General features: G+C 60.6%; 23 protein-coding genes. 10 read left to right on the top strand and 13 right to left on the bottom strand.

Translation table 11 applies throughout. The features are described from left to right. The first annotated feature begins 15 nt into the window (after nucleotides 1-15). Genes NKH03_RS06930 through NKH03_RS06920 form a run of 3 tightly spaced genes read left to right on the top strand, consistent with a single transcriptional unit; the run spans nucleotide 16 to nucleotide 2,143 of the window. A complete protein-coding gene (locus NKH03_RS06930) occupies nucleotides 16-885 on the top strand; it encodes an NAD(P)-dependent oxidoreductase (RefSeq protein WP_352967799.1) in 870 nt (289 codons plus the stop codon). Nucleotides 886-897: 12 nt separating this feature from the next. Continuing rightward, a complete protein-coding gene (locus tag NKH03_RS06925; protein ID WP_352967910.1) occupies nucleotides 898-1,602 on the top strand; it encodes a DNA alkylation repair protein in 705 nt (234 codons plus the stop codon). Then, a complete protein-coding gene (locus NKH03_RS06920) occupies nucleotides 1,562-2,143 on the top strand; it encodes a GNAT family N-acetyltransferase (protein WP_352967797.1) in 582 nt (193 codons plus the stop codon). The genes NKH03_RS06925 and NKH03_RS06920 overlap by 41 nt, the downstream gene beginning before the upstream one ends. A 39-nt stretch (nucleotides 2,144-2,182) precedes the next feature. On the opposite strand, the gene NKH03_RS06915 is transcribed toward NKH03_RS06920, so the two are convergent. Beyond that, a complete protein-coding gene (locus NKH03_RS06915; protein WP_352967796.1) occupies nucleotides 2,183-3,535 on the bottom strand; it encodes a DUF7986 domain-containing protein in 1,353 nt (450 codons plus the stop codon). Nucleotides 3,536-3,845: 310 nt separating this feature from the next. Between NKH03_RS06915 and NKH03_RS06910 the strand changes: the two genes are divergently transcribed. Further along, nucleotides 3,846-4,412 carry a DUF3299 domain-containing protein gene (locus NKH03_RS06910; protein WP_352967794.1) on the top strand — a complete coding sequence of 189 codons (567 nt, stop codon included), beginning with the start codon at nucleotides 3,846-3,848 and terminating at the stop codon, nucleotides 4,410-4,412. Between the two features lie 27 nt (nucleotides 4,413-4,439). Here NKH03_RS06910 and NKH03_RS06905 read toward each other — a convergent pair whose 3' ends face one another. The 4 genes from NKH03_RS06905 to NKH03_RS06890 form a co-directional block, all read right to left on the bottom strand. Then, complete coding sequence (locus NKH03_RS06905) at nucleotides 4,440-4,931, bottom strand: Lrp/AsnC family transcriptional regulator (RefSeq protein WP_006205209.1); 492 nt, start codon at nucleotides 4,929-4,931, stop codon at nucleotides 4,440-4,442. A gap of 205 nt (nucleotides 4,932-5,136) precedes the next feature. Continuing rightward, a complete protein-coding gene (locus tag NKH03_RS06900; RefSeq protein ID WP_352967793.1) occupies nucleotides 5,137-5,817 on the bottom strand; it encodes a uracil-DNA glycosylase family protein in 681 nt (226 codons plus the stop codon). Next, a complete protein-coding gene (locus NKH03_RS06895; RefSeq protein WP_352967792.1) occupies nucleotides 5,757-6,368 on the bottom strand; it encodes a glutathione S-transferase in 612 nt (203 codons plus the stop codon). Before NKH03_RS06895 ends, NKH03_RS06900 begins: the two co-directional genes overlap by 61 nt. Before the next feature lie 44 nt (nucleotides 6,369-6,412). After that, nucleotides 6,413-7,033: a thermonuclease family protein gene (locus tag NKH03_RS06890; protein ID WP_352967791.1), complete on the bottom strand. Its 621-nt coding sequence runs from the start codon at nucleotides 7,031-7,033 to the stop codon at nucleotides 6,413-6,415. Between the two features lie 74 nt (nucleotides 7,034-7,107). Here NKH03_RS06890 and NKH03_RS06885 point away from each other — a divergent pair, with 74 nt between their 5' ends. After that, the gene (locus NKH03_RS06885; RefSeq protein ID WP_352967790.1) at nucleotides 7,108-8,631 is read left to right on the top strand and encodes a sensor histidine kinase; all 1,524 of its coding nucleotides are present in this window, start codon (nucleotides 7,108-7,110) and stop codon (nucleotides 8,629-8,631) included. 34 nt (nucleotides 8,632-8,665) lie between these two features. Here the strand turns inward: NKH03_RS06885 and NKH03_RS06880 are convergent, their stop codons facing one another. Then, entirely contained in the window at nucleotides 8,666-9,664 is a 999-nt protein-coding gene (locus NKH03_RS06880; protein ID WP_352967909.1) for a nicotinate-nucleotide--dimethylbenzimidazole phosphoribosyltransferase, read from the bottom strand. Between the two features lie 196 nt (nucleotides 9,665-9,860). Between NKH03_RS06880 and NKH03_RS06875 the strand changes: the two genes are divergently transcribed. Further along, the gene (locus NKH03_RS06875; RefSeq protein WP_352967789.1) at nucleotides 9,861-10,094 is read left to right on the top strand and encodes a DUF1289 domain-containing protein; all 234 of its coding nucleotides are present in this window, start codon (nucleotides 9,861-9,863) and stop codon (nucleotides 10,092-10,094) included. A 7-nt stretch (nucleotides 10,095-10,101) separates the two neighbouring features. After that, a complete protein-coding gene (locus NKH03_RS06870) occupies nucleotides 10,102-10,806 on the top strand; it encodes a TIGR02281 family clan AA aspartic protease (protein WP_352967787.1) in 705 nt (234 codons plus the stop codon). A gap of 16 nt (nucleotides 10,807-10,822) precedes the next feature. Here the strand turns inward: NKH03_RS06870 and dusA are convergent, their stop codons facing one another. Beyond that, nucleotides 10,823-11,815 carry a tRNA dihydrouridine(20/20a) synthase DusA gene (dusA, locus tag NKH03_RS06865; RefSeq protein WP_352967908.1) on the bottom strand — a complete coding sequence of 331 codons (993 nt, stop codon included), beginning with the start codon at nucleotides 11,813-11,815 and terminating at the stop codon, nucleotides 10,823-10,825. A gap of 155 nt (nucleotides 11,816-11,970) precedes the next feature. Here dusA and NKH03_RS06860 point away from each other — a divergent pair, with 155 nt between their 5' ends. From NKH03_RS06860 to NKH03_RS06850, 3 genes are all read left to right on the top strand, one after another. Next, complete coding sequence (locus NKH03_RS06860; RefSeq protein WP_352967786.1) at nucleotides 11,971-13,041, top strand: site-specific integrase; 1,071 nt, start codon at nucleotides 11,971-11,973, stop codon at nucleotides 13,039-13,041. 418 nt (nucleotides 13,042-13,459) lie between these two features. After that, a complete protein-coding gene (locus NKH03_RS06855; RefSeq protein WP_352967785.1) occupies nucleotides 13,460-14,272 on the top strand; it encodes a hypothetical protein in 813 nt (270 codons plus the stop codon). A gap of 62 nt (nucleotides 14,273-14,334) precedes the next feature. Beyond that, the gene (locus NKH03_RS06850; RefSeq protein ID WP_352967783.1) at nucleotides 14,335-16,977 is read left to right on the top strand and encodes a hypothetical protein; all 2,643 of its coding nucleotides are present in this window, start codon (nucleotides 14,335-14,337) and stop codon (nucleotides 16,975-16,977) included. 20 nt (nucleotides 16,978-16,997) lie between these two features. Here NKH03_RS06850 and NKH03_RS06845 read toward each other — a convergent pair whose 3' ends face one another. Genes NKH03_RS06845 through NKH03_RS06820 form a run of 6 tightly spaced genes read right to left on the bottom strand, consistent with a single transcriptional unit; the run spans nucleotide 16,998 to nucleotide 26,389 of the window. Next, the gene (locus NKH03_RS06845; RefSeq protein WP_352967782.1) at nucleotides 16,998-19,121 is read right to left on the bottom strand and encodes an AIPR family protein; all 2,124 of its coding nucleotides are present in this window, start codon (nucleotides 19,119-19,121) and stop codon (nucleotides 16,998-17,000) included. Further along, nucleotides 19,061-20,062 carry a PD-(D/E)XK motif protein gene (locus NKH03_RS06840; protein WP_352967781.1) on the bottom strand — a complete coding sequence of 334 codons (1,002 nt, stop codon included), beginning with the start codon at nucleotides 20,060-20,062 and terminating at the stop codon, nucleotides 19,061-19,063. Before NKH03_RS06840 ends, NKH03_RS06845 begins: the two co-directional genes overlap by 61 nt. Continuing rightward, nucleotides 20,059-22,953 (bottom strand): Z1 domain-containing protein, encoded by a 2,895-nt coding sequence (locus tag NKH03_RS06835; protein WP_352967906.1) that lies wholly within the window; start codon nucleotides 22,951-22,953, stop codon nucleotides 20,059-20,061. The genes NKH03_RS06840 and NKH03_RS06835 overlap by 4 nt, the downstream gene beginning before the upstream one ends. Before the next feature lies 1 nt (nucleotide 22,954). Further along, entirely contained in the window at nucleotides 22,955-24,496 is a 1,542-nt protein-coding gene (locus NKH03_RS06830; RefSeq protein WP_352967780.1) for an ATP-binding protein, read from the bottom strand. Then, entirely contained in the window at nucleotides 24,493-25,986 is a 1,494-nt protein-coding gene (locus NKH03_RS06825; protein WP_352967779.1) for a DNA cytosine methyltransferase, read from the bottom strand. The genes NKH03_RS06830 and NKH03_RS06825 overlap by 4 nt, the downstream gene beginning before the upstream one ends. Further along, complete coding sequence (locus NKH03_RS06820; protein ID WP_352967778.1) at nucleotides 25,973-26,389, bottom strand: very short patch repair endonuclease; 417 nt, start codon at nucleotides 26,387-26,389, stop codon at nucleotides 25,973-25,975. The genes NKH03_RS06825 and NKH03_RS06820 overlap by 14 nt, the downstream gene beginning before the upstream one ends. Between the last annotated feature and the right edge of the window lie 6 nt (nucleotides 26,390-26,395).

Raw genomic sequence — 26,395 nt, 5'->3', positions numbered from 1 at the left:
CTGAAGGGCAAGCTCATGGCATCTGTGGCATTTCTCGGTCTTGGCGTGATGGGCTATCCGATGGCCGGGCACTTGAGGAACAAGGGTGGCCACGACGTCACGGTCTACAACCGCACCAAGGCCAAGGCAGAGCAGTGGGTCGGCCAGCATGGCGGCAGCCTCGCGGCGACGCCGGCGCAGGCAGCCGAGGGCAAGGATTTTGTCTTCTCCTGCGTTGGCAATGACGACGATTTGCGCTCGGTGACCACGGGTCCCGAAGGCGCCTTCACATCGATGAAGAAGGGGTCGGTCTTCATCGACAACACCACGGCCTCGGCCGAGGTCGCACGCGAACTGGCGGCGGAGGCGCAAGCGCGCGGCTTTTCGTTCCTCGATGCACCGGTCTCCGGCGGCCAGGCCGGCGCCGAGAATGGCGTACTGACCGTCATGGTCGGTGGTGAGCAGGACGCTTTCGACAGGGCCAGGCCTGTCATCGACGCTTTTGCCCGCATGGTTGGCCTGATGGGGTCGGCCGGCGCTGGTCAGCTCACCAAGATGATCAACCAGATCACCATCGCCGGCCTCGTGCAGGGGCTGGCCGAAGGCATCCATTTCGGCAAGAAGGCCGGGCTCGACATCGAGAAGGTGATCGAGGTCATCTCCAAGGGCGCGGCCGGTTCCTGGCAGATGGAGAACCGCCACAAGACGATGAATGCCGGCAAGTATGATTTCGGCTTCGCGGTCGATTGGATGCGCAAGGACCTTGGCATCTGCCTGGCGGAAGCCGACCGCAACGGTGCCAAATTGCCGGTGACCGCGCTTGTCGATCAGTTTTACAAGGACGTGCAGGCAATGGGCGGTAAGCGCTGGGATACGTCCTCGCTGCTGGCGCGGCTGGAAAAATAGGCTTTTATGGCGATGCCTCTGCCCGATCCAGACTGGACCGCAGACGAGATCGTCGCCCACCTCAGGGCAATCGGCACCGCGGAGAATCGAGCCGGCATGGCGCGGTTCGGCATCAACATCGCGACGGCGCTCGGCGTCGGCAATTCGGACCTGCGGCCGCTCGCCCGCAAGCTGAAGCGCAACAACGAACGGGGTCTGATGCTGTGGGACACCGGTATTCGCGAGGCGCGGCTTGTGGCGGCGTTCACCGGCGAGCCGAAAAAGATCACCATCGAACAGTGCCGCCGCTGGGCTGGCGACTTCGATTCTTGGGAGGTCGTCGACACTGTCTCGGACCTGTTCGCTGATACGCCGTTCTGGCGCCAGCTGATTGAAGAGTTCGCCCATGACGAGCGCGAATTCGTCCGTCGGACCGCCTTCGCCATGCTGGCATGGGCGGCGGTGCATTTGAAGAAGGAACCGGACGAGACGTTCCTGTCCTATCTGCCGCTGATCAAGGCCCATGCAAGTGATCCTCGCAACTTCGTCAGGAAGGCGGTCAACTGGGCGCTGCGGCAAATCGGCAAGCGATCGGTGAGCCTGCATGCTCCTGCCCTTGCCGTGGCGCGGAAGCTTGCCATGTCAACCGACAAGACCGCGCGCTGGATCGGCAAGGATGCGGTGAAGGAACTATCGGATGCCAGGACGATCGAGCGCCTCGCCGCCAGGAAGAGCTGAAGGACGCAAAATCAGCTTCACGGAAGTGACGCGCTCGACACGCGCCGATTTCGAAAACCTGTTCGAACAGCCGGGCGCGCCGAAATATTGCTGGTGCATGGCCTGGCGCCATCTGCCCAGCCGCGAGCATGTCCAGAACGACAAGAAGAAACGGGCCATGATGGCGCTTGTCGGTGCCGGCACGCCGGTCGGCATTCTCGCCCATATTTACGGCAAGACCGTCGGTTGGTGCTCGGTCGCGCCACGCCAGACCTATCGCAGGCTTTCCCGGCAGCAAGACGATAGCGAGACGGATATCTGGTCGATCGTCTGCTTTTACGTGCCAAGGGCTATGCGCAGCGGTGGGCTGGCTGCCGCACTGCTCGACGCGGCCATAGATCACGCCTTTGCCAAGGGCGCCAGCACGATCGAGGCTTATCCGGTCGATCAGGCGTCGCCGAGCTACAGCTTCATGGGCTTTCGCGACATGTTTGCGGCGCGCGGTTTCAACGAGACCGGGATGGCCGGATCTCGCAGACATGTGATGCGGCTCGAGCGTTGACGCTGGAATGAGATGCGTTCGAATTGAAAGCGCATCGGGCTATCGACGCAGGTCGTGAACGCCGAGTTCTTTCCAAACCCATTCGAAATTGTAGGTGGCCATGGGATCGGTTGGGTCCGGCTGCTTGACGGTTTGGTTTTCCAGGTATTTGAGCCACTCGACGACCTTCTGGCGACCAGCGGCGGTTTTGACGGCCTGACGCGGTGTTTTATTTCCCAGCATTGCGACCGGCAGGTCCAGCGTTTCAAGATAGTGCCGATCCAAGAACTCATGAACGCCTTGTTTGATGACTTCGGGCGGCAGACTCGATTGCTTTTCGGTATGATTGCCCGGCCGCGCGGCCGTCATCTGCTCGACAGTACGGATATCGGTAAGAGGCGTCTGGACAAGATCGCCAAGGGCCTGCCGGATCAGGGCCGTCCCCTTTGTTGCTCGCGCAGCGGAATTGGTGGACAGTTTCAGGAAAGGACCCGTCAGCTCGACATTGCCCAACACGCTCAAACCGTCGTCCATCGTGGCGTCGAGAGTAGCTGCGTTCCCCCTCTTTGGGTTGTCCCTGTTTCCCGGCGTCTCTTCCAGCCAGTTCCAGAATTTCACATTTTCCTGCCACATGCCCGGAATGCTGTTCAACCGGGCAGCGATATCCCGCTGTATCGCCCCGGATGCCAAGGGGAAGCAGACATCGTGGAAAACGATATCGTCGCCATGATTGTTTCGCAGCAATGGCCTGGTCATCGCCCTGTTGAGGGTGTCGTACAACCAGGACAGAGTGAACATGGACGCTGCCGCCTGCAGCTCTTCATTCTTCAAGGCAGGTAGTTTCTTTGCATTTTTTTTGCCGAACGTGCCCCACAGCACATCGAACAGCGTCTCCGCGGCTTGCGGGGTGAACGGCAAAACGCCGCCCGCAAGAACGTTCTTCCCCATGACAGGCACGACCCGCGCAGCAATCCTGTTCCACTGTTTCAACGTCTTCGTGGCTGTGCCCTCGCTAACTGTGATGGGTTCACCTCCGCGGATAAGGTCACGCGCCGCAAGAGATTGTCCAGGCACGACGTTGCTTACTTCGTATAGGCTCATGACGGAGGTCCGTAACGCCATCATATAAGCCTTGGATCGGGCGTTTTCCTTCCAGCCTCGACGCTTGACATAGTCATCGACCATGTTGCCGGGTTCACCCTCGAAGTCTTGGGTGAGAAAGTCCTCGAAGGCGCAGCCCCAAACGGTCATTGCCCAGACCTCGCCGAGGATTTCGATGAGGTCTTCGAAATCCATGTCGCAGGCATCGAGGACGGGGCCAAGATGATCGTCAAGCACCTCTTCGAAACATCCGCGCCATTCCACACGGGTAAGGAATTTCATCAGCCCTTTGAGATCATCGCTGGTTGGCATGGTACTTCTCCATGTTCTGGCGAGGTCGTGGACGAACGTATGCGGCCGGCTATGGCCGCTCTATTTTTTGCTCCGCTGTCGCGACCGGGCAAGGCACTTTCGGCGCTTTCCCAAGCATTTATTCGTGTCATGCTCCCCGCGAGGTCGCTGCGAGACCCCTATAGCGCACCACCCTCACAGCGGCGCTCGAATTGCGCGCAAGAGCGAAAGTGTGGATTGAGGTACAGTGCGATCCGGCATCTGCAAAAATGCTCTCGAATCACGACGGTTTGACTCGATCCGGGCAGCAGGTTGGCGAAGAATGGAGTCCATGAACAATCGCTTGAAATCAGGTGCGATCCTGGCTGCGGCATTTGCCGTTTCCATCGGCCAGGCCTCGGCCGAGACCGCGCATATATTCTGGAAGGATCTGCGCCCGGCTGCGCAAGCAGCCGCCGAAAATGTCGGGCTGCCGATGATCGCGGCAAAATTGCCGGACCACGGCGAGACGCTGTCCCTCGATCTGCAGGACAGAAGCATTCAGTTGGCCGGCTATGCATTGCCCGTCGATCGCGACGGCGACCTTGTCTATCAGTTCCTGCTGGTGCCGTGGACGGGTGCCTGCAGCCACATGCCGACGCCGCCGCCCAACCAGATCGTACTGGTCACGCCTGCTCACCCCTACAAGATGTCGGAAGCGTATCAGCCGGTCGCCGTCACCGGTGCGCTGAAGCCGGAGATGGAGAAGAGCCAGCTGTTCATTCTCGACGGTGTCAGCGTCGTCCAATCGGGCTACAGCGTCCGCAAGGCGGAGGTCGTCGCTGCCGACAGCGTGCCGGACACAGTCACGCTGCCAGTAAATTCGCCCTGGAGTTTCCTCAACAAAAAGAAAGACTAAGCGGGACAACCTTGCGCAAGGTCCAGTTCAAGCGGCATTTGCGCCCGACTCCTTGTCCAGCACCATGTAGTCGAGCGGGATTTCGGTGGTGTACTTGATCTGCTCCATGGCGAAGGACGACGACACGTCACGGATTTCGATCTTGGCGATCAGCCGCTTGTAGAACGCATCATAGGCGGCGATGTCCGGCACCACGACGCGCAGGAGATAGTCGACGTCGCCGCTCATGCGGTAGAACTCGACCACCTCGGGAAACTCCTGGATGACTTCCGAGAAGCGCCGCAGCCACTCATGGCTATGCGAATTGGTGCGGATCGACACGAAGACGGTGACGCGCACATTGACCTTTTCATGGTCGAGAATGGCGACACGCCGCTTGATGACGCCCTCTTCCTCGAGCTTCTGGATGCGCCGCCAGCAAGGCGTCGTCGACAGCCCGACTTTCTTGGCGACATCGGCGACCGCGAGTGTCGCGTCCTCCTGCAACAGGCGGAGAATTTTTCTATCGAGGCGATCCATCGAGTGCTCCCTGGTGCATGTCGCCCAAAAGTGCGTAGCGGTTTTGGGATAACGACATGCGTAAAACAAAAATTCAAAGCGCGTTGCGTGCCCTCGGGCGCGACGCGCTTGGGAATAGATTGGCTATATTCCCCCCTATTTCGACCTTTCACAAGAAAGAAATTCTGCCAATAGGGCGAAAAACGAGTGATTTCTTGCCGAAAGGTCAACCAAGGCGATAGTGGATTTCCGACCGCAGGAAAGGCAGCAAATCCATTTCAAACCAGGGATTCTTCTTTAGCCAGCCGGTGTTGCGCCATGACGGATGCGGCAGCGGCAGCACTTTCGGGCCGATGGAATTCTCCCAGAGGGCCCGCCAGTCCATCACCGTTTGCGTCAACGAGGGCCGGCGCTCGGCACCCATGTGCCAAGACTGTGCATAGATGCCGATCGTCAGCACCAAGTCGATCCGTGGCATCAGAGCCATCAAGGGCGCGCGCCAGGCCGGCGCGCATTCACGCCTCGGCGGCAGGTCTCCGCCCTTGGCGTCCTGACCGGGAAAGCAAAAGCCCATCGGCACGATGGCGAACTTTTCGATGTCGTAGAATTCGTCGCTTGTCACGCCCAGCCAACTGCGCAAGCGGTCGCCGGAGGCATCGGTGAACGGCATCCCCGATAGATGCACCTTGGTCCCCGGCGCCTGGCTGGCGATCAGGATACGGGCGCTGGTCGAGGGTCGCAGCACCGGACGAGGTTCGTGCGGCAACGGCTTGCCGACAGGGTTTTCCACGCAGATGCGGCAAGCGCGAATCTTGGCGGTGAGGCAGTCGAGTTCGACAGTCATGTTCAGGCTGATGCGCTCGGACGGCTGGAGACGGCCTGGTGCCAGCGCAGCACATTGGTGCATTCATCCGGTACCCTGATGCGTGCCGGCTTCATGAAATCGACGGCGATAAGCCCGGTGATGTCGGCGATCGAATAGCTGTCACCGGCGATGAATTCTCGATTGCCCAACTCAACGTCCAACAATTTAAGGAACTGCACGGCCTTCGGCTTGTTGGCCTCGCCCCATTCGGGGATCTGCGGGATTTCCCATTCCTTCATGGCCGGATGGATGTGGCGAAACGCCTGCGCGACGCAGCTGAGCAGATTGAACTCCATCCGTCGCTGCCACATCTCGACCTGCGCCTTGCCGAGTGCGCCACGACCGAATAGGGCTGGCTCGGGATGCAGTTCCTCGAAATAGCGGCAGATGGCGACGGATTCGGTGATGATGGTGCCGTCGTCGAGCTCCAGCACCGGCAGGCGTTGCAAAGGGTTGCGAGAGCTGATCGCCTGTTGTCTGTGCTCGAGAGCACCCATGTCGACGGCTACCTGCGGAACCATAATGCCTTTCTCGGCCAGGAAAACGCGGACCCGTCGTGGATTGGGCGCCCGGCCACCGTCGAAGAGCTTCATCTCCATCCTCCCATTTCGTTCGCGGTCCAGTTACAGGATGCGGATCACCAGAAGCGAAAAATCTCGCGCGCGGCGTCGCCGATTGACGCCAGCGTACCATGTTTCCTCTCGACGACTTCGCCGTGATGGCTGTCGCGCCAGTCCTGCGGCTGGTCGAACGTTCCCGCCCAGATGCCTGCCTTTCCTGCGCGCGCGATGGCTTCCTCGCTCTCGAAGTCGCCATAGGCAACCGCCCAGCCCGCTTCCACCTGCGCCCGGTTGAGGTCCTTGCCGCCGGCGGTGCAGTTGCCGAGCAGCCGGCCATAGCGGTCACGCTGCCAGCCGGTACAGGAGACTGGCTTGCCGGCGATCAGGCGCACCAGCGACTGGCGCGCAAGCGTGCCGCAGGGATAGTCGGCGCCATTCCTGCGGCAGGTCTGCGTATATTCCGGAGCATCGATGCCGCGCATGCGGATGCGCTCGGCACCAAGCGTGATCGAATCGCCGTCATTGATGATAGCCGCACCTTCCGTCTTGCGGGTTTCCACGCGGTCGAGGCGGGCCGCCAGCAGGATCAGCAGCCCGAGAATGATGGCGGTAAGCCCGTAATCGACCAGCCGGCGCCACAGGCTTCGGGGTCGCGCAAAGTATGGCCGGCGCCGCCTTGGCGACCACGGGCGGCTCATATGGCAAACGGTTGGTTAATCATTCGAACGTAGCTTAACACTTGGAAACCGCTGCTCGCATAATTGAAGTTTTGATGCCCTTGCAACGCTCGAACACAGCGGACAAGTTCATTGTGGACCGCAGGAAACCTCATCGCAACAGCGATGTGGCACGCGCGGTGCGCAAGACGCGTGACCGTCTTTCGCAGCAGGCCGGCAATCCCGATTTCGATCGCGAACTTCTGAAACTCCACGCCCGGGCGATGACCAGCGGCGCAATCGCCGTCCCGCTTCTCGTTCTGGTGATCGCGGCGGGTGGCCGGCTGGCCGGCGTCGGCAACGAGATCGGCCTCTGGGCGCTGTTCACGCTGACCTGCTACACCATCGTCGCCTTCATGGCGCGGCGCATCGAGCGTACTGAAGCTTCCGAGCCCAACCCTTTGCAAACACGACGAGAATTCCTGATTGGCCATTTCTTGTGCGGTCTAGGCTGGGCATGGTTCGTCTGGCTTGGCTGCAACGTCTGCGAGGTCGACCCGCTCCACATCGTCAAGGCCGTGGTGCTGCTGTTCGCCATGGCGGCGACCGCGGTGATGACCTCGTCCCTGCGCGGAGCGCTGTTGGCGACGTTTGCCGTTCCGGTGGCGCTCTACGCCTATGGCGGCGTCAAACTGTGGATGCCGATTGAGGTGATCATGGCCGGGCTGCTGGTCGTGTCGCTGCCCTTCTTCGCCTATGTCGCCCGTCACCTCAACCGCTCGTCCCTCATGATGCTGTCGTTCCGCTCCGAAAAGGATGCGTTGGTCGCCGAACTGGAGACAGCGAAATCGATGTCGGACGAGGCGCGACGCCGGGCGGAAGACGCCAATCTGGCGAAATCGCGGTTCCTTGCTTCGATGAGCCACGAACTGCGCACACCGCTCAATGCCATTCTCGGTTTTTCCGAGGTGATGTCGAACGAGGTGCTGGGACCGATGAGCAACCCCACCTATCGTGACTACGCCCACGACGTGCACGAATCCGGCCAGCATCTGCTCGACCTGATCAATGAGATCCTCGACCTGTCGCGCATCGAGGCTGGCCGCTACCAGCTCAATGAAGAGCCCTTGATGCTGCTCGGTATCGTCGAGGATTGCTGCCACATGATGGAGCTGAGGGCGCGCAATAAGGATATACGCGTCATCCAGGATTTCGAGCATGAATTGCCACGCTTGTTCGCCGATGAGCGGGCGGTGCGGCAGATCACGCTCAACCTTCTGTCGAATGCCATCAAGTTCACCGCCACCGGAGGCGAAATTCGTGTTCGCGTCGGCTGGACGGCGGGCGGCGGGCAGTACATTTCGATCAAGGACAATGGGCCCGGCATACCGGAAGACGAGATTCCGATTGTGCTTTCCGCCTTCGGCCAAGGCTCGATCGCCATCAAGAGCGCCGAGCAAGGAACCGGCCTTGGCCTGCCGATCGTGCAAGGGCTGCTCGCCATGCATGGCGGCGAGTTCGAACTTCATTCCAAGCTGCGCGAAGGGACAGAGGCGATCGCCATATTCCCGCTGAGCCGGGTAATGGAGGAATTGCCGGCGCTGCCGACCGCGACGGTAGCAGCAGCTCGGCGGCGATAAGTCGAAAGCTGTCGAGATGCAATGTGCCGGTTTCTTAGCTGCGCACCGCAGCCGCCATGCCCGAGCTGGTCAGCGCGGCGGCCTTGACCAGACCCGCGGCAAGGGCGGCCCCTGCCCCTTCGCCATGGCTGATGCCAAAATCAAGCAACGGGCGCAGGCCGAGGCGTTGAGCAGCCCGGGCGTGTGCGGGCTCTGGCGACAGACTGGCCAGCAGGCAATGGTCGAGCGCGGCGGAATTGGCGGCTTGCAGCACCGCCGCGGCGGCCGTCGCGGCGAGCCCGTCGAGCAGCACCGGGATCTTCTGCATGCGCGCGGCAAGGATGGCGCCGGCAATCGCCGCGAACTCACGACCGCCGACCCGGCGCAGCACCTCGAGCGGGTCGCCGAGGTGGCCGGCGTGAAAGGCCAGCGCCGCATCGACCACGTCTGCCTTGCGTGCCTGCATCGTCGCATTTGCGCCCGACCCCGCGCCGACCCAGTCGACGCCCCTGCCCCCGAACAGCGCCGCAAACAGAGCTGCGGCGACCGTGGAGTTGCCGACGCCGAGATCGCCAAGGCAAAGCAGATCGGCACCGCCGGCGATCGCTTCCATGCCGAAGGCCATGGTGGCGGCGCAGCCGCGCTCGTCGAGCGCGGCATGACAGGTGATGTCGGCGGTCGGAATGTGCAGGGCAAGATCGAAGACCTTCAGCCCGAGATCGTTGGCAATGCAGATCTGGTTGATCGCAGCACCTCCGGCCGCGCAAAGTTCGACCGCGTTGGCGGTCGCCGCCACCGGGCGCGGCGAAATGCCGTGGCGCGTGGCGCCATGATTGCCGGCAAAGACCGCCATCAGCGGTCTTGTCACGGCTGGCGGAGCTCGCCCGCTCCAGGCCGCCAGCCACGCGGCGATGTCCTCGATGCGGCCGAGCGAATTGCCTGATTTGTCGGCCTTGGCGAACAGCGTGCGCACGCGGGCCTCGGCTGTCGTGTCGGCCGCCGGCAGTTTGGCCAGCAGGTTGCGGAAATCGTCGAAAGGCAGCGCGCTGGTCATCTCGTTGGCGATCATTCCCTGGAGTAGGTGAGCGGCATAGCCGCCTTGCGTCGTCGGCACAACCTCCTGGATCATGGTCCTGAAATTGCCGCAAAGCTGGCCGCGAAGGGCGCAATCGCGAGGGCTTGCATTGGCTCCGCGGTTGCACCATGTGGAGATGGAGCGAGGATTCCGGACGGAACCTCAAGAGAAAGTCATGACGGCCATCGAATCCCCGTGCATCCTGGTCTGTTCGATCGACATGAAAACCGGCTTCTGTTTCGGGTGCGGTCGCACGCGTGAGGAAATCGGCGCCTGGATCGGGATGACGCCGGAAACGCGCTGCGGCGTCATGGCCGAATTGCCGGCCCGGCTGGAAACGATCGAGCGCCGGCCGCGCCGGGAAACGCGCCGCACCCGCATGGCGCGCGAACGCGACGCGCTTTCGTGAGGTGCTAATGAGCCGGCTGTTCTGGATCCTGATGGCTGCGATCGGGGTGGGAGCAGTCCTGCTCATGCTCAACGATTCCGCCGGAAGCACGCTCGGCGTCGAGAATTACGATTTCAGCCGGCTGATCTGGCTCGGTGCCTTTGGCGCCCTGATCGGCGCCGGCCTGCTTCGCTCGGGCCGGCCATTGGGCGCCATGGCCCGCAACCTCGGCGCCTGGGCGGCCATCGTGCTCGCGCTGATCGCCGGCTATCAATACCGCTATGAACTGCAGGATGTCGCCAGCCGCGTGACGGCAGGCCTGGTTCCCGGCAGCCCGCTGGCGCTCGGCGTCGAAGACGGTCACGCCACGGTGACGCTCGACAAGGCGGACAACGGCCATTTCGAAGCGCGTATCCTGATCAACGGCAACCCGGTTCGAGCCATTGTCGATACCGGCGCGACCAGCACCGTCCTGACGTCCGAAGACGCGCAGGCCGCCGGATTCAATCCAGCGGCGCTCCACTACACCATTTCGGTTTCGACCGCCAACGGCGTGGCACGCGCGGCGGCCGTGAAAACCGATCAGATTGCGATCGGCGGCATCATGCGCAGGGACATGCCGGTGATGATCGCCGCACCCGGTATGCTCAGCCAAAGCCTGCTTGGCATGAATTTCATCGGCTCGCTGTCGGGCTTCGATGTGCGCGGCGACCGCATGATCCTCAGGGATTGAGCTCCGGCTCCCAGACTCAGGCCGCTTCGGCCGCCACTCCACTGAGTTCGACCGCCGCGAAAGCCGTCTTCAGCACATCTTGTCCGGCGCCGGGCCGGGTCGCGTCGGTGGACAGGATCTGGCGGTAGCGGCGCGCACCGGGCAGTCCGTGGAACAGCCCGATCATATGGCGCGTGACGTGGCCAAGCCGCCCGCCCTGCTCGATATGACGTGCCGCATAGTCCGCCATGATATCGATCAGCGCCGCGAAATCGAACGCCCCGGGCTTGGCGCCGTAGAAGGCGGCATCGACGTCGGCCAGAATGCCGGGCGTGTGGTAGGCGGCGCGGCCAAGCATGGCGCCGTCGACATGATCGAGATGCTCCCGCGCCTCTTCGATCGATTGAATGCCGCCATTGATGCCGATGAATTCGTTGCGTTTTCTGGCCTTCAGCCGATAGACGCGGCCATAATCGAGCGGCGGGATGTCACGGTTTTCCTTGGGACTCAGCCCTTCCAGCCACGCCTTGCGCGCATGCACCCACAGCGCGTCGGCGCCGGCATCGAAAACACCATCCGCCAGCGCATCGAGGGCCGGCTCCGGATCCTGCTCGTCGACGCCGATGCGGCATTTGACGGTGACGGGAATTGTCACCGCCGCTTTCATAGCCGCGACACAGGCGGCGACGAGGTCGGGCGCCTTCATCAGGCAGGCGCCGAACGTACCCGACTGAACACGGTCCGACGGACAGCCGACATTGAGATTGATCTCGTCATAGCCAAAGGCCTCGCCGATGCGCGCCGCTTCGACAAGCTTGCGTGGATCCGAACCGCCGAGCTGCAGGGCAACCGGGTGTTCCGTCTCATCGAAGCCGAGAAGTCGCTCACGCGCACCATGGATGACGGCGTCGGCCACCACCATCTCTGTGTAGAGCAGCGCGTGGCTCGTCAACTGGCGATGGAAGAACCGGCAATGCCGGTCAGTCCAGTCCATCATCGGCGCAACCGAGAACCGGCGAGCTACGCCAATCTGCGATTTCCTTTCTTTTTCCACTACTTACGCCCTGTCGTTCTCAGCCACTCTTGTGTCATTTCCTGTGTTCATGTACCAAGTTCGTCGATTTTGACACCTGATTTGGTACAATGTACCAAATGAAATCTCGTGTACCAAACGAGGATTCCACCATGGGCACTATCACCGAGCGCAAGCGCAAGGACGGCAGCGCTGCCTATATGGCGCGCGTGCGGGTCATGCGCGATGGTTTCGCCTATCACGAGACGGAAACTTTTGACAGGCGTCCGACCGCGACGTCGTGGATCAAAAAGCGCGAGCGCGAACTCGCGAAACCAGGCGTGATCAATGAGTACAAGGCGGCGGACCCCCCGCTGGCAAAAGCCATTGACCGGTACACCGAAGAGTCTCTGAAGGAGATTGGCCGGACGAAAGCTCAGGTTCTCAGAGCAATCAAGAACTATCCCATCGCCGACATGCCCTGCTCCACCATCAAGTCGAAGGATATCATCGAGTTCCTGCAGTCGCTGACAAGCCAGCCTCAGACGGTCGGCAATTACGCCAGCCACCTCGCGGCCATCTTCGCTATCGCGCGGCCGATGTGGGATTATGGATTGAATGATCGCGAGATGAGGGACGCGATTGTAGTCGCCCGCCGCATGGGCATCATCTCGCGCTCTGTTCAGCGCGACCGACGGCCAACGCTGGAAGAACTCGACAAACTTCTGGCTCATTTCGTCGATCGGCGAAAGAAAGTTCCTCAAGCCGTGCCGATGCACAAGGTCATTGTGTTCGCGCTCTTCTCGACCCGGCGGCAAGCAGAAATCACGCAAATCACATGGGATGACTTTGAAAAACAACACAAGCGTGTGCTTGTGCGCGATATGAAACACCCGGGCGAGAAGATCGGAAACGATACCTGGGTCGATCTGCCAGACGAGGCTATTCAGGTCATTGAAAGCATGCCCAAAACCAAGCCGGAAATCTTCCCCTACTCACCCGATGCCATCACCGCCAATTTCACGCGGGCATGTAAGCTGCTCGGTATCGACGATCTGCGCTTCCACGATCTGCGGCACGAAGGGGTTTCTCGGCTATTCGAGATGGGCTGGAGCATTCCCAAGGTTGCCACAGTCAGTGGACACCGGTCATGGGTCAGCCTCAAGCGCTACACCCACATTCGCGAAGCTGGCGACAAGTATGCGGACTGGCGCGGCCTGCAACTGGCTATCAGCAATAGATGAAGTCGATGAGGTTTTAGCCGTGAGCGCGCCGATTGTCCCACGTAAGGCATTCCGCCACCTCAGCGTGGCCGCGCTGCCGCCTCTACGCTGGACCACGCCGGCCATGACTCAGCCTCCCGAAATTTATACCGTCACGAGCTCGGTCCGCCACCCTCTCTCGTTGGACGGCCTTCGCGCGAGGAGCTAGAAGAGTTTTAAGCGTCGCAGGTCAGTGCAGAACGAATTGATATTGCTCTGCGGTCCAAAACGCCGCTCTGCTTACGCCGAGCGCTTCTGGAAGCATCCAGAGCACCGCAATCGCCGCGCAACGGATTGAAATATATAGTGTAGCAGGACACGGTCACCGTTCGATCAACAGGATGGCACAGAGACACCGACGGATCGTATGCGGGCATATCTTGAAGGCAGGCGGGGACACTTGGCAGTACTCACACGGCGAACAAGCGGCGACCCCAATCAACGACTGCGGGATCGCACGCATGCAGCGTCAGCCGAATTTTATCTAGTGCACGTCACTGCGGTCGGCGCGGCCCGGGAAATTATCCGGGCTGGTCAGATAGAAACTCGGCGCTGCACCGTTTTCGATCGTCACTTGGTCTATTTCTTCGCGATGCGTCCAGCGTACAAGTTGCGTGGGGCCGAGGACAAAAAGTCCATCCTCGACTACTTTCCGTTTGTGTTTCTAGTCAGCACCCAGAATCTCGGAGCCCCGTTTCACGTTTACCCCTTCGACACCGGTGGAGCTCTTGCAGGTGCATTCGACGAGGGAGCCAGCCCCTCATATTACCTTGAGGATTATGCCCTCGAGGAGACACTCCAAGCCGTGAATGATCACATCTCCTGGGCGTTCGGCAGCCCAGCAGACTACTACGACGGCAAACTGAAGCCGGACTTCACCAAGTCGATTCCCGATTGGGATATCGGCCCTCAGACGTTCGCAAAGATTTCACGGCTTGCATCCGCCGGCAGCAACCGTCCCGATCGACGCGCCTCAGCCATCGAACTTGCATTTGATCAGCACGTGCGACTCAGTGACGTCAAATTTGCGATCCTTCCGTATCAGTTTCTCGAGGATCCCAATGGCAAGAACACCGAAATGATCGAGAAGCTAACGGTGGCTGGCGTGACGTGGGAAACCTACCAATGGCGGCCGAACCGTGCACCGGCTGATTTCCACGTCGAGATCAACCGGCTCGTGCGCGAACATCTCGCCACGTGTCACCAGCTATGAACAACGACCCTCTCAGTCTTCGGCTTGTTGGGCACTATGGATGCACAGGGCATGGTTTTGCCATGCCGCTCTTTGGCCAGAGCGAGGGTGCGAACACGCTCTACATCGCAAGATCGTCTGTCGCTGGTGATCATCAGGGCCGGATCGCCGAGTTTGAGCCGGTCGATCTCGATGAACAACGTAGGCTTCCACATGGGGAATCGATCGCGCTTGATGTGGGCGACGCTTGGCACGACGTATTCCTCTGGAACGACGTCGCATATGTCGGGACACCCGAACAGCTGTGGGATGATCTAGTTCCCGTTCAGGGCGACCTCGAATCCAGAGCGCCGCTCAGCCTGCTCGAATTGGCGGTACATGCCGGACGGGACGAGGTAGTCCGGCTTGCTCCCGTCGCCTTCGATTTTGTCCAAGAGAAGTTTGGAGGTGTACGGGCGCGTGGCTGGCGGCGACAGTTCGTACGCCAACTGCTGGAGACGGCGATTCGTCGGGTACTTGTTGGGAGAGAGCATGCCCTGACCGCGTCACAAGCAGTGGCTGTTGTCGAACGCACCCCAGGGGTTCTTTCCATCGATCTGCCTGGCATCTTTGCCCGCGCACTGTTGGAAAAGGAGCCCTTCCAGCAGGCATTCGATGGCATCGCGAAGCTGGCAACATTGCTCGGAGCGGAACTGACTCCGCTGTCGTCGGACGCATCGGCTGTCGTGGAGCAAAAGCCGGAAGGGTTGACCGACGACCCGCCCGGGCCGCCCCCGAAGCCCGCTACCCCTCCTGCACAGACCGAAGCGTTGATCATCGCTGATGGACGGCGTGCTCGAGAGATCGCAAGCCATTTGAGGCGCGGCGAAGGCGACATGCTGCCATCTGGGAGTCATATACACGTCGCGGCGAGTGCACGCGAATGGCGCGACTTGCTCTCCCGTACCGGGTTCATTGCGGATGTTATCGTAATCGTCCTGGATGAAGACGATCAGGAGCCAGAAATGCTGCCTGATCTGGATGCCTTCGTCCGCCGGCAGGCCGCCGAAGGCGCACTGATCGTTGTTGCCCCTGCACTTCCGGCCAACCATCCGTCAAGATTGTTCGACATAGGCGCGAAAGGTTCTCGCCTCCCTAGCGAAAGCCATGCCATCCTCGACTCTGCAATTGCGAGATCGCCCTTCTGGTGGGGCAAATCCAAGCGCTCATTCGACCGTCGGATCGCCGACGTGATCGCGCTTGCCATCGTCGCGTGCCGTTCACCCGTCGTCCGGCGGGAGCTTATGGACCGGCCTGGGGGCGAGCCTACTCCCGTCCTGGCTGTAGGCCTCATGCCCAAAGCCGGCGACAGTGAGACCCTGCTTGACGGGCCCGGCAACTTGCGGCTGGGCTCAGAGGTGAGCTGGGTGTCTGGCGATCCAAAGCGAAGCGACCCGGCCATCCTGTTCTCGGCTCGCATCAACCCCCGAGACGTCCACAGCTACGAGATCGAAAGCCAGGTTCTGGTTGAAGGCCGCAGGCGCGGAAATCGCTTTCCCGAATTCGCCGCGAGGGTTCTGGCCCCCATATTCAGTTCACGGCGAGGCGCACCGGCGCGCGCAGGTTTCCGTCTGGAGCAATCGCAAGTCGACAACTCCCCCGTCAGCAGTGCGCTGTCGATGCCCGACTATAGCACTACCTTTACTGTCGCAAATGCGGCCTCTACCCCATTCAATTTGGTGGTAACCGGAGAAACGCCTACGCTTGATGTGATCGAAACCGCCAGCAGAGCGGGCTGGCGTGTCGCGCGCTATACGGACACCGCCACCCTGCGAAGGCTCGCGGACGTCGAGCGGCCCGTGACATTCCCAGATGAGGTAGATATCGGACCCGTGCGCTCGCATGCGATCCATCGGCGTCTCGCTGCTCGCGGCGTTGATCAGCGCGACGTGATCCGCATCAGTTACGATCTGAGTTCGGAATGGCTGGATGGGCTACCCCAGGCTGATCGGCAATCTGCACGAACGAACCTACGGCCCATGCGTTCGGCCACGAGGCCGTATGGTGAGCCAAATAGCGATCTTCTTCTGACCCGTGACTTTGTGCTTGGCGATCAAGCAGGCGCCAGCCGTTTGCGGGATCTTCTGGAGCTGGACAGCAGGACGAAACTTGCTGCGCGCCCCTTGAAGCGATCGGCGGACCTTGTCAGATGTTGGACGGCCCCGCCTCGCGGCTTTCAACGGTATGCGATTGTCGACGGCGCCGTCCCGGTGGTGGTGGTCGAGATGCGTGATGATGAGGTACCAGTGCAGGACCTCTTCGTCATCGACGGCGATCTGGCGGTGCCGACGCTGTTCCGCTCGCGCGTGTTCGCCGTGTGGGCGCGCGCGACGTTGCCGCCGGCCAGTAGCTGGATGGCGAGGTTTTCCGTGGTGAACACCTTTGGCGGCTTCCCAATTGTGCCGCCGTTCCGAATTATTCAGGAGGAAAGCGCTGTGGCACTTGTCGCCCAGGGCGCTGCTCAGTCCCGCTTGGAAGAGCTGACGCGGGAGGTAAACCACCACATCGAACGCGCGGTTGCCAGTCATCCACCGAGCGGTTGGAAAGCCGCACATCGGGTAACAGACACACTCCCCGCGATGGCCCAACTCAACCAAGTGATTCTGGATTTCTATGGACTGCCGGGGGACGCTGACGACGTCGTTATCCTGCGCCGCTTGCAGCAAATGAACGCCGAACTCGACTGATCGCTGCAGTCAACGCCCTGCTATTCGTCCGAACCGCCGGCGCCACTTTCGAAGCCATGTTCGGCAGCGATTTCAAGTATCCGCACCCCATGCTTCGCCTGTTTTGCGGTTGGGGCACGTTCCCAGCCGCGGCCGGCATAACTGCTGAGCGTGTGGGCGATCCCCGTCTGCCACTTGGCGAGATTGCCGGTTCGGGTGCCCCAAAGATGAAGTGCGAACCATTGCTCAGCCGACAGGCGCATGCAGGCCGCTGACGAGGCATGGTCATCGCCCGTAGATGGCATCTCCTCAGGGGATAATGTCGTGTCGTCACTGCCCCATTCCTCAGGCAAGACACCTTCGATTGGAAGATCAAGCTGACGAACACCGATCCAGCATGCCTCCTTCTTGGCCCACTCGGTCACGTTCTTGCCTGCCGCGCTAGCCTGAATCTGCCGGTCGATGGCATGCGACCAGACCCTCATGAGCGCTTGCAGATCGTCTCCGATCGACTGGCGTTGCCAGATGAGATCGAGGCGCAACCGACCTCCAGTGCGATGAGATAGATAGGACACGAGATAGGTCGTGATGTTGATCCGGTAGGCTGGAAACCCCTCGCGGCGGACGACCCGTTGTGCGGCGAGAAACAGGATGGCCTGAGCGATAGCGTCACGATAGAAAGCCTCTTCCGGTTCCCATTTATTCCCCCGCGCGTCGCGGATGCGTCGCATGAAGGCGATGAAGTTTTTTTGCACACCGCCGCTGACGATATGAGGCAGCCTGCTCCAGCTATTCAGGAACCTGGCGAGATCAGTCTTTGAGATTCGGTTTGCCGGCGGCGTCCTTTCACGAAATGCGCGTAAGCGCGCCTCTGTCGACCCGTCAATGCTCATTGCGGTCTGGTACTGACCGCGCGAGCGTTCATAAAACCAGCGCGTCCTCTCGCCGGGTGCCCAGATGTCTTTGGACAGGCGTTCCATCGCGATATGGAAGGGCTCGTTGGATGAGAAGTCAGCTTCCTGGATGACGTTCTGGGTGTTGGCGTAGCGCGAGATCTGCGGGACCATCTCCTCGACGCTTTCGGGCGGAAGGCGGGTCACCTTGGCTGGCACATGGACGCGAGACAGATCTAGGCGATCGCGCTTCCGGGCGCGGTGTATCGAAGCGGTCGTCTGACCGCCGTTGACGATCTGCATCCCCATGAAGCCGGTGATGACAGTGACGCCGCCGATCCGCTCGGTTCGCACTTCATCTGCCGTGACCGAAATGCCGTTATTATAGGCCATGAAGTAGCCGGGCTGATCGCGAATCGTGTCCCGGATTCCCCTGTTGACCTTGCCGGTCGCCTGCAGAAAGGCGCGGACGTTATACTCCAGGATCCGCGGTCCGTAGGCCTCATACAGCTCGTACAGCGTCTCGCCCGAGAATATGGCGAGATAAGTCTCGTAGGGTTCAGTCCCGGCTGGCATTGCAACACAGGGTATGGGCTGCATGCCCAGTGCGGCGAGATCGATGTCTATGACCTCGCGCGTCTGCCCGGTGCGCATAGTCCGCATGAGGCGGCGGATGTCGTAGATCTCGAAGCTGACCTCGACGCCTGCAACATTCGTCGGTTCCAGTCCACGTGCTGCGAACAGGCCGTCGCTGATGACGATCACGCGTGCCTGCTTCGTGCCCGCGACCAACAGTTCCGAAATCCGCTGCATCATCGCAAAGCGGTCGTTTGCCGTCTCGAGCTCGAGATGAATGTTGCGACTGGCCGCGAGGAGCGCGCGTGCGCCTTGTCCGGCAATGCGTGTCATATCCGCCGTCGTTATGCTTGCCGGCGTTGCCGTGCCGCTGAAGATGGCGACCAAAATATCGATCCGCTCGCCATCGTCGGGGATGGCGTAACCGCTTACCTTCACAATTCCGGTGCCCACCTTGGCTGGGAAGAAACACGTCACCGGATTTTCGATCATGCCGATTTCGGCAAGGTGCTCGGAGATTACGTCCACAAAGGCGTTCTCGGTGAACTCGCCCGCTTCCATGTCGCCCAGCGCGCGGTCGGCGATCTCTGACTGGAGCTCGCCCGCGAATTGCAAAAGGTCCCGGTCCTCCGCCATCAGGATACAGGCCGAATGAGAGAGGAGAGCGCCACCGGCGGGGCGGCCCAGCGCGCACATGCGCCAAGATCGACTGGATAAGTGCAATCAAGAACCCCAGGTCGAAGCTCACTTCGCCGGATGTGTGGAAAATCATCTCCAACCTCGAAGAGCTGGAGACCTTCTGGAACGAGCCGCAAGGTGTAGTTTTCCTGATGCGCTTCGACGTAGCCAGCAGCCAGCAGCAGTGACGCGAACTCCGGAATGGCCGCGGGCGCTTCGCTCGCAAGCCACGATCGTATTTTCGCAACGATTCCGGGCAACGTCAGGCCTTCTGGCGAAGGACGGAAGCGCACATGCGCCAGCAGAATTTTGCCCCGGGCAACGTCCAGCTGATCGGCATTCGATATTGTCAGAGCGTTTGGAGCTTGGCGTGCAGTCGCTTTGACCTCCAGATAACCCCCGGGAAAGCTGAAATCGTTGGGCTCTCCGCGCGGTCCAGCCCAGCTGCTGAGTGCATCGCCGACACCCAGAACCGGAACCACGTGCTCGACCAGAATGTGGAGTTCCCCCATCAGGCCAATGACAGCATTTTCCGACAGACCATCGGGACCATGCTTGGCCATAAAAGCCTGCCAGACATGAAGTCGTCCGATTGCGCTGGTGAGCGCCGCCCGCTCATCGGTCTGCGCTGCGGCACACCCTGCAGTGTCCGAACAGAGGACCGAAAATACGGTCGCATAGGCTGCCTGCGCGAGTGACAGCGCGATCCGTACGCGCCCAGTGTGACTGTGTCCTATCAGGGACGTGTCCACACGGAAACCTGAGGATTGCGGCACGCGGATGCCGGACGGGAAAGCCGACGCGTCGACTTCGAATATCAGTCCGGGGACACGGTCAGGCTGATGGATCCCGGCCAGGATCTCGCAGGGAGCCTCGGTATGGATCCGCCTGAGATGCCAGCCTGGCTCGGGTCTATTTTCGGCACGCAAGGCGGCCCAGACCTCGTCGATCGGGCTCATGCGTCACCATCGTCATCGTCGCCGGCGCCGTAGATGCTATTGACAACATAACTGACAGACTTGGCATTTGCGCTTGCGGGAAAACTAATGCCTAAACCCATTGGAGCCGGTTCGCGAGGAAGGAATTGATGATCGACTTCGCGGCCAAAATGCTCAAGCTTCTGCCTGCGGGCGAGCGGATAAAGAAGCAGTAGGCCGCGCTTGGCGGGGCGATATTTGCGGAGAAAGACGCCAGAGGGCGCTTCAGGGAGCTTGTCTGTCTTGCTCTTACGCTTCGGCGGCGCTGCGAGCGTGTCAGCCATGGCGGCTTCATAGGAGTCCGCGCCTAGGTCGACCGCTTCGTCACGCGGATTGAGCAGCCGACGGATTACGAAGCGCTCTCCGGGCTTGATAACTCTCGGAGTGCCGGGATCCGCCCCATATCCGCCCTTCGGTTGACGGATCACCGTATTTACGGTCCAGGCGCCAAAGCTTGTTTCTTCGCCATCGCCTCCGACAAGCAGGACATTCCATTCGGCGAGTTCGGCACGCTGGTTCTGTTGCCGGATATATCTGGCCAGCACAGGAGCATTTGCCCGTGCTGCATCTTCATGGGTTGAGAACATGTCTAGAAAGGTCAGGACGTGACCCGCCGGTACGTTGCTCCAGAGGTGCGAGCCCTTCCATCGGTTTGTTCGGCCACCGGGCCGCGCCTGCTCCGGATCTGGTGTATGGCTGATCCCATCGATAGCGAGCCTTCCGAGAAAATCTGCAGCGGCCGTCCTGTTCTGTTCCAGAATTTGCTGGTTCGTTGAGAAAACGGTCGTTTCCGAAACGTCGCCCGCGAAAGACACCTGCAACTCAGTTCCGTGGCGCATCTTCGCGCGGGACGTGACCGTGAGGCTTGGATGGCTCCGGACGCGCAGACCGAATTGCACCGGATCGGCGCCGATCGCCTCCATCCGGTCGAACTCTCGCCGGAGTTCGTCACTCGCCTGAGCGATGTGACCGTACCAGTCAATGTGATCCTGGGTCGTGAACAGTCGGCACAAATCGAGATAGCCTGGCCGATAGCCGAACCAGCGCCCCATCTGCATGAGGGTGTCATACATCGTCGATCCGCGCAGAAAATAGGTGATCGACAGTCCTTCAAGCGTCAGACCGCGCGCCAGCTTGTCGCCGCCGATGGCAATGACATTCAGCCCCTGATTCTTGTTCAGGTCATAGTCGAGTACGTCTGCCGAGCTGCCATTGATCTCCCGCACGCTGATCGAGTTGATAGTCGCGCGCAACGCAACCTCAATTGCTGACCAGGCCACTGGCGGGCAGTCATCCAGGGCCAACCCGCGAGTCACAGGATCGAACTCACGCTCCCAAAGGTCCTTGAACGGTGCAAGACCAGCCGCACCGCCGTACCGAACGGCATTTGCCAGGGTATCAAGTGTCTCCTGCACCTGCGCCAATACGCGCTTCTGCACGGCCTGGAACCGTGTTACGTGAATCAACATGCTGTTGTGATCGCGTCCCTGGCCACGTTCGCGACGCGCTGCGACGACGAGTGCGAAGCTGCGCATTGCAGTCAACAATGATTCAGGAACGGTATCTTCCCCATCGACGAGAGGGACATGGAAGACCTTGTGAACGGGTGGCATCCAGCCCTGCGTCTCGCGACGTGAGTCGCTCGCTGCATGATCATCGACTGGAACGATAAGTTCGGGAATCCCGACTTCCGCTAGTTCAATATCTTCATCGTCTTCACGGATACCCCCGAAGATTCGGGCGGCGCCGACATAATTGTCCGGTGTTGGCATATTGACGATGAAGTTGCGCGGGAAAAGATCTTGGAATTCCCTGCCCGTCTCGGCGTCAGGATGAATGAAAATATTCGCGAATGGAGTAGCCGTGTAGCCGACATAGGAAACCTGATCGAAGCTGCTGACGATCTGCCTGATCTTGGCGTTGATAGCGGTCGGCTTGTGGTCGACATCGGCGACGCCATCGTTGAAACCCTGCTGGCGCGTGTCAACGGACGCATTGTCGGCCTCATCGTCTATGACGAGAAGTGGCATGCCGGTAAAGCGAGGCCGACCCTGATCATTGGAGTTAGCAGTCAGTCGAATCCATTCCAGGACGCCGTTCAAAACGCTCGCATTCTTCTTGACCACCAGCAGCAATGGACGCCCGCCGGGGTGAACGCCGAAGTGGGACATCGCTTTCCAGTTGAAATCGCCCTTTTCGGTGCGATTGGTAGCCCAATCAACGATTGCCGAAGGGTCGATCTGGCCAGTTCCTATGATCCTTGAATCTGTTTCTCCGATCGGAACGCTAATCTTCCCGATAAACCCCTCATCGAGGCGGATCTGCGTCTGACTCCGCAGATTGTTGTTAAGACCGGTCAGGACGATGATAACTTTGTAGCCGGCGTCAGTCGCCTTGCAGATGAGGCCGGTATAGTTGGCGGTCTTACCCGACTGGACGTCGCCCACGACCATGCCCCGTCTGTCGAACTTTCCCTCGACCGCGGGGTCGCCGCACAGATCAAGGATACGATCGGTGATGCGATTGAGCGAGTTGATCGCGGGCTGGGGGAGTTGCCGGCGGATCAGAAAGCTACGGTAGCGTTCCCAGAATTTCCATTTGATGTCGTCACGGCGCTGGTTCAGCCAAGGCAGATGGCCGTCATCGGCGCTAAGCACCGACTCGTCGCCTATGAACGTGCTGAAAATCGTACCAAGTTGCGCGATGGCGAGGTCGCGAGAAGTGCCCCCGCGCCACTCCGGAAAGGCCGCGAGAAGCCGATCAAGGGTGGCACCGATTTCGTCACGCGACAGAGGGGTAACCCCAGCGCGCTGAGATAGCCTGAGCTGCGCCATCTGGACGAGTTCAAGCTGGAAGTCGGGATTAATGGTCATCTTAGCCAACGACCTCTTCCGGCAGCTTTCCGACCGCATCCGGATATGCCGAAAACGGCTCCAGCATCATAAGTCGAGCGCGCGCCTCATCGGCACCAAGCTTCAGACTGGTCCTCATGTGCTGGTAAAGCGACGCGAGCGCAGCAGCCTCATCCGTTGACAGCGTCGAGGCTGTCTTCGGTGCTGTCGAATCGGCGGTCTCGCTGACATCAATCCATATCCGTTGCACGGGAACCGTCGCTTCGATCACCGCGAGCATTTCTTCGACGATGCGGCGCTTGTCGCCCACCGCATCAAGGGCATGACGGACCGACGGATGCGAACGGTCCACGCGATAAGAGACACCGCGGCTTGTGTGAACGGGCTCCCATGCCCGGACCAGTTGCTCACGCTGCTTTCGGGTACCAGCTCCCGCCCGCTGCGCAAAAATCTCTCGTGCGTCACGTCGCACATTCTCAGCCAGTGCCTGTAGCCGCTTGCGGAGCGATGGCGGCGGTATTGCCGACGATTTGCGGATATCGACCTTCCAGTCCTGATCACCGCTGGTCGGCAGGTCCAGGCGAATACGGGCAAGTCGATGGATGCCGTTCTGCGCCCAGCCACGACCCGGGCCAAGTCCGAGCCAGCCGCCTGGCACCAGCAAGCGTTGACCCCGATAGACGAAAAAACCTTCATGCCCCTGCCAGCCAGACGGTCCTTCCGCCTTGCTGAATTCGGCGCTGCTCATGCGGTCGCGGTGGGGAAGCACGAAGCCCTGGACCTCGATCGACCCACCGCTATGACTGATTGTCTCCACCGGGGTCGGCGCCGTCGCCTTATGATACGAAATGAAAGGATCCCAGGGGATCACCTTCTGTGCATCATCATCGCCATTGAAAGTAATCGTCAGCCGCGGGATCGGACCTTCAAGGTAGCGGTGGAAGGTCATTGAGAGGTGGCGTTCAACAGTCTGCGCCAGAGAATGAAACCGCTGCCGATCGGTAGCGTCGTCAGTCAGCTCGCGACCGAGCATCCGGTCGAGGCGCGCGATGACGACGACGGTGCCCTTGGGCCGGTCGTCAAGGAGTTGCGCGTCATCCGCGATCTCTTCTGGTACCCCGCGCAACAACTGCCATGCATCCACGGCGGCGACATGCGCCAAATCCCAATATCGGGTTTCAACCTCGCCGCCCTCCACACGCGATGCAACCGCCAGCAGGCTCCCCTGCGAGAGCGACGCAGTTTTCAATCCGAGGCCGAACCGACCCAAATCTTCGGGTTCCCGAGCCTCCAGCGGATGGCGGCCTGCGGGCCGCATTGCCTGAATCAGCGCCGCCCGGTCCATTCCCCTGCCGTCATCGCTGATGCGTACGATCGAGTTCGGCCCACGCCAGAGAAAATCGATCCGAACTCGGCTCGCCGCCGCCGCAATACTGTTGTCAATAACGTCGGCAATGGCCGCAGCAGGCGAGTAGCCGATCCCCCGCAGGGACTCGAGCATCGCGCTCGCGCCAGGCGGGGCATAGTCAAAGTCCTCGTCTGTTTCGGCCTCGGGCACTGTCATGCGGCTTCGAGGCCGCTCGGATGATCCAGCGCCGCAACACCGGTCTCGATTTGCTGCTTGAGGGCCTCGGCGACGGCTCGACCGAGAATCGGCGGTACCGCGTTTCCGATTTGCCGGAAGGCCGCATTCATCGCGCCCGCAAATCGGAACCCGTCGGGGAATGATTGCAGCCTGGCCGCTTCACGAACCGAGATCGTCCGGCTCTGGTGACTGTCATAGTGAATATGGGAATAGGTATCCTTGCCAATATGCGCGGTGAGGGTCCGCGACGGCTTGAGCGGCTCCAGCTTCCACCACTTGTTGGGAAACTTGCCAGGATCGTATGGTGGGACAATCGACTGGCGCAGCAGCTCCCACGCTTCCGATCCTACGTCTTCCGGCCCAAAGCCCCTTATGCGCGCTGCATCCTCAAACATCGTTTCGGCAAGTTGACGCGCGTGCGGATAGTCTGCCCCGTGCGGCAAGGAGCGGAAGATTGGAAAGTCCCGTGGCGTGATGCGCACGAGATGGCCACCAGAACCTGCCTGCGTTGCGAACCCGGGCCAGTTCCGCATGGTATCAGCGTAATCCGACAATCCGGCCTTGGGCTGACGATATGGCAGCACCTCATCGATCTTGCGCCGGCGCATTGCACGGGGATCCGTTAGGTGTTCCGTAATCCGTGGCAGATCGCCGAGCGCCGCCCGAACGCCAACGGCGCCGGGCAACTCGTCAGAAGGTTTGTGAACTTCGTGAAAGTGCGGACTATCCTGTTGGACGTGCTTGAGTGCCACTCGGCGTGAGTGCTCGTAGCCTCTAGGCAGTTCAAGAAAATGGGTTGGCTCAGGAAAGATCGGATCGACATCGAGCGTCTTGGCGATAGCGATGATGAATAGCCGCTCGCGCACCTGAGGTACGCCGAAATAGGCCGCATTGAGGATGGTGTAGGCAGTCCGATAGCCAGCAGCCTCAAGCGTGTCACAGATTTCTTCGGGAACGTTGTGCCCCGCGAAATTCAGAATGTCCGGCACATTCTCGATAACGATGGCAAGAGGTTGAGTGTCGCTCACATAGTCAAGGAAGCGGCGATAAAGCGCAGCGCGCGGGTCGGTCTGGAACGCGTCGTCCCTGCCCGCCACCGCGCGCAGCTTCGATCTGCCGATCCGGGCAAATGCCTGACACGGCAGTCCTGCTGCCAGAACGTCGAAGGCAGAGGCAGTCGGCACGCCCAGGCCGAGTTCCTCGACCAGATCACTGGCCGAGCAGCGCACCATGTCACGTGGCAACGCCCACGGGTCATCACTCTTGCGGTCACCGCCGAAATTGAGCGCGTAGCTTGCAGCGGCTTCTGCATCAATTTCGATGTGAGCTGAGAGCGCGAATCCTGCTGATGCCAGCCCAAGCGAAAGTCCGCCGCAACCCGAGCAAATTTCAAGCACACGAGCGGATTCACCACTGCGCAGCCGCTCTGCCTTGGCGCGACGAATGGCGTCGCGTTCAACCGGCAACATTGCGGACCTGCCTGCTTAGAATCTCGACGAGTTTCGCCTCGTCCTTTGTTTCACACTCCCAGATAACAATAACCGTCCACCCCCCGGATTCTAGCTGCCGCCTCATATGGAGATCTCGCTTCACATTATTCTGAAGTTTGTTAAGCCAGAACTCAAGATTGGACTTCGGCGTATACGCATATTTGCATCCTGCGTGGCGATGCCAAAAGCACCCGTGAACGAAGACGACTTTGCGGCGGCCAGGAAACACAAGATCCGGCGTTCCTGGTAAATCCTTGCGATATAGCCGAAATCGCAATCCGAGCCGGTGCGCCGCGCGTCTGACAGCGAGTTCGGGTCGGGTGTTGCACCCCTTTATCCCCGACATCATCGCTGATCGTCTTTGAGGAGATACTATGTCCATGGTGAC

It is taken from the genome of Mesorhizobium sp. M1406 (assembly GCF_040317555.1).
Taxonomy (GTDB): domain Bacteria; phylum Pseudomonadota; class Alphaproteobacteria; order Rhizobiales; family Rhizobiaceae; genus Mesorhizobium.
This window is presented reverse-complemented; position numbering and strand designations above follow the sequence as displayed.

Coding starts and splice junctions, on each gene's coding strand:
- NKH03_RS06930 (WP_352967799.1), top strand. CDS start 16: ATGGCATCTGTGGCATTTCTCGGTCTTGGCGTGATGGGCTATCCGATG.
- NKH03_RS06925 (WP_352967910.1), top strand. CDS start 898: ATGCCTCTGCCCGATCCAGACTGGACCGCAGACGAGATCGTCGCCCAC.
- NKH03_RS06920 (WP_352967797.1), top strand. CDS start 1,562: ATGCCAGGACGATCGAGCGCCTCGCCGCCAGGAAGAGCTGAAGGACGC.
- NKH03_RS06915 (WP_352967796.1), bottom strand. CDS start 3,535: ATGCCAACCAGCGATGATCTCAAAGGGCTGATGAAATTCCTTACCCGT.
- NKH03_RS06910 (WP_352967794.1), top strand. CDS start 3,846: ATGAACAATCGCTTGAAATCAGGTGCGATCCTGGCTGCGGCATTTGCC.
- NKH03_RS06905 (WP_006205209.1), bottom strand. CDS start 4,931: ATGGATCGCCTCGATAGAAAAATTCTCCGCCTGTTGCAGGAGGACGCG.
- NKH03_RS06900 (WP_352967793.1), bottom strand. CDS start 5,817: ATGCACCAATGTGCTGCGCTGGCACCAGGCCGTCTCCAGCCGTCCGAG.
- NKH03_RS06895 (WP_352967792.1), bottom strand. CDS start 6,368: ATGAAGCTCTTCGACGGTGGCCGGGCGCCCAATCCACGACGGGTCCGC.
- NKH03_RS06890 (WP_352967791.1), bottom strand. CDS start 7,033: ATGAGCCGCCCGTGGTCGCCAAGGCGGCGCCGGCCATACTTTGCGCGA.
- NKH03_RS06885 (WP_352967790.1), top strand. CDS start 7,108: ATGCCCTTGCAACGCTCGAACACAGCGGACAAGTTCATTGTGGACCGC.
- NKH03_RS06880 (WP_352967909.1), bottom strand. CDS start 9,664: ATGACCAGCGCGCTGCCTTTCGACGATTTCCGCAACCTGCTGGCCAAA.
- NKH03_RS06875 (WP_352967789.1), top strand. CDS start 9,861: ATGACGGCCATCGAATCCCCGTGCATCCTGGTCTGTTCGATCGACATG.
- NKH03_RS06870 (WP_352967787.1), top strand. CDS start 10,102: ATGAGCCGGCTGTTCTGGATCCTGATGGCTGCGATCGGGGTGGGAGCA.
- NKH03_RS06860 (WP_352967786.1), top strand. CDS start 11,971: ATGGGCACTATCACCGAGCGCAAGCGCAAGGACGGCAGCGCTGCCTAT.
- NKH03_RS06850 (WP_352967783.1), top strand. CDS start 14,335: ATGCCGCTCTTTGGCCAGAGCGAGGGTGCGAACACGCTCTACATCGCA.
- NKH03_RS06845 (WP_352967782.1), bottom strand. CDS start 19,121: ATGTGCGCGCTGGGCCGCCCCGCCGGTGGCGCTCTCCTCTCTCATTCG.
- NKH03_RS06840 (WP_352967781.1), bottom strand. CDS start 20,062: ATGAGCCCGATCGACGAGGTCTGGGCCGCCTTGCGTGCCGAAAATAGA.
- NKH03_RS06835 (WP_352967906.1), bottom strand. CDS start 22,953: ATGACCATTAATCCCGACTTCCAGCTTGAACTCGTCCAGATGGCGCAG.
- NKH03_RS06830 (WP_352967780.1), bottom strand. CDS start 24,496: ATGACAGTGCCCGAGGCCGAAACAGACGAGGACTTTGACTATGCCCCG.
- NKH03_RS06825 (WP_352967779.1), bottom strand. CDS start 25,986: ATGTTGCCGGTTGAACGCGACGCCATTCGTCGCGCCAAGGCAGAGCGG.
- NKH03_RS06820 (WP_352967778.1), bottom strand. CDS start 26,389: ATGGACATAGTATCTCCTCAAAGACGATCAGCGATGATGTCGGGGATA.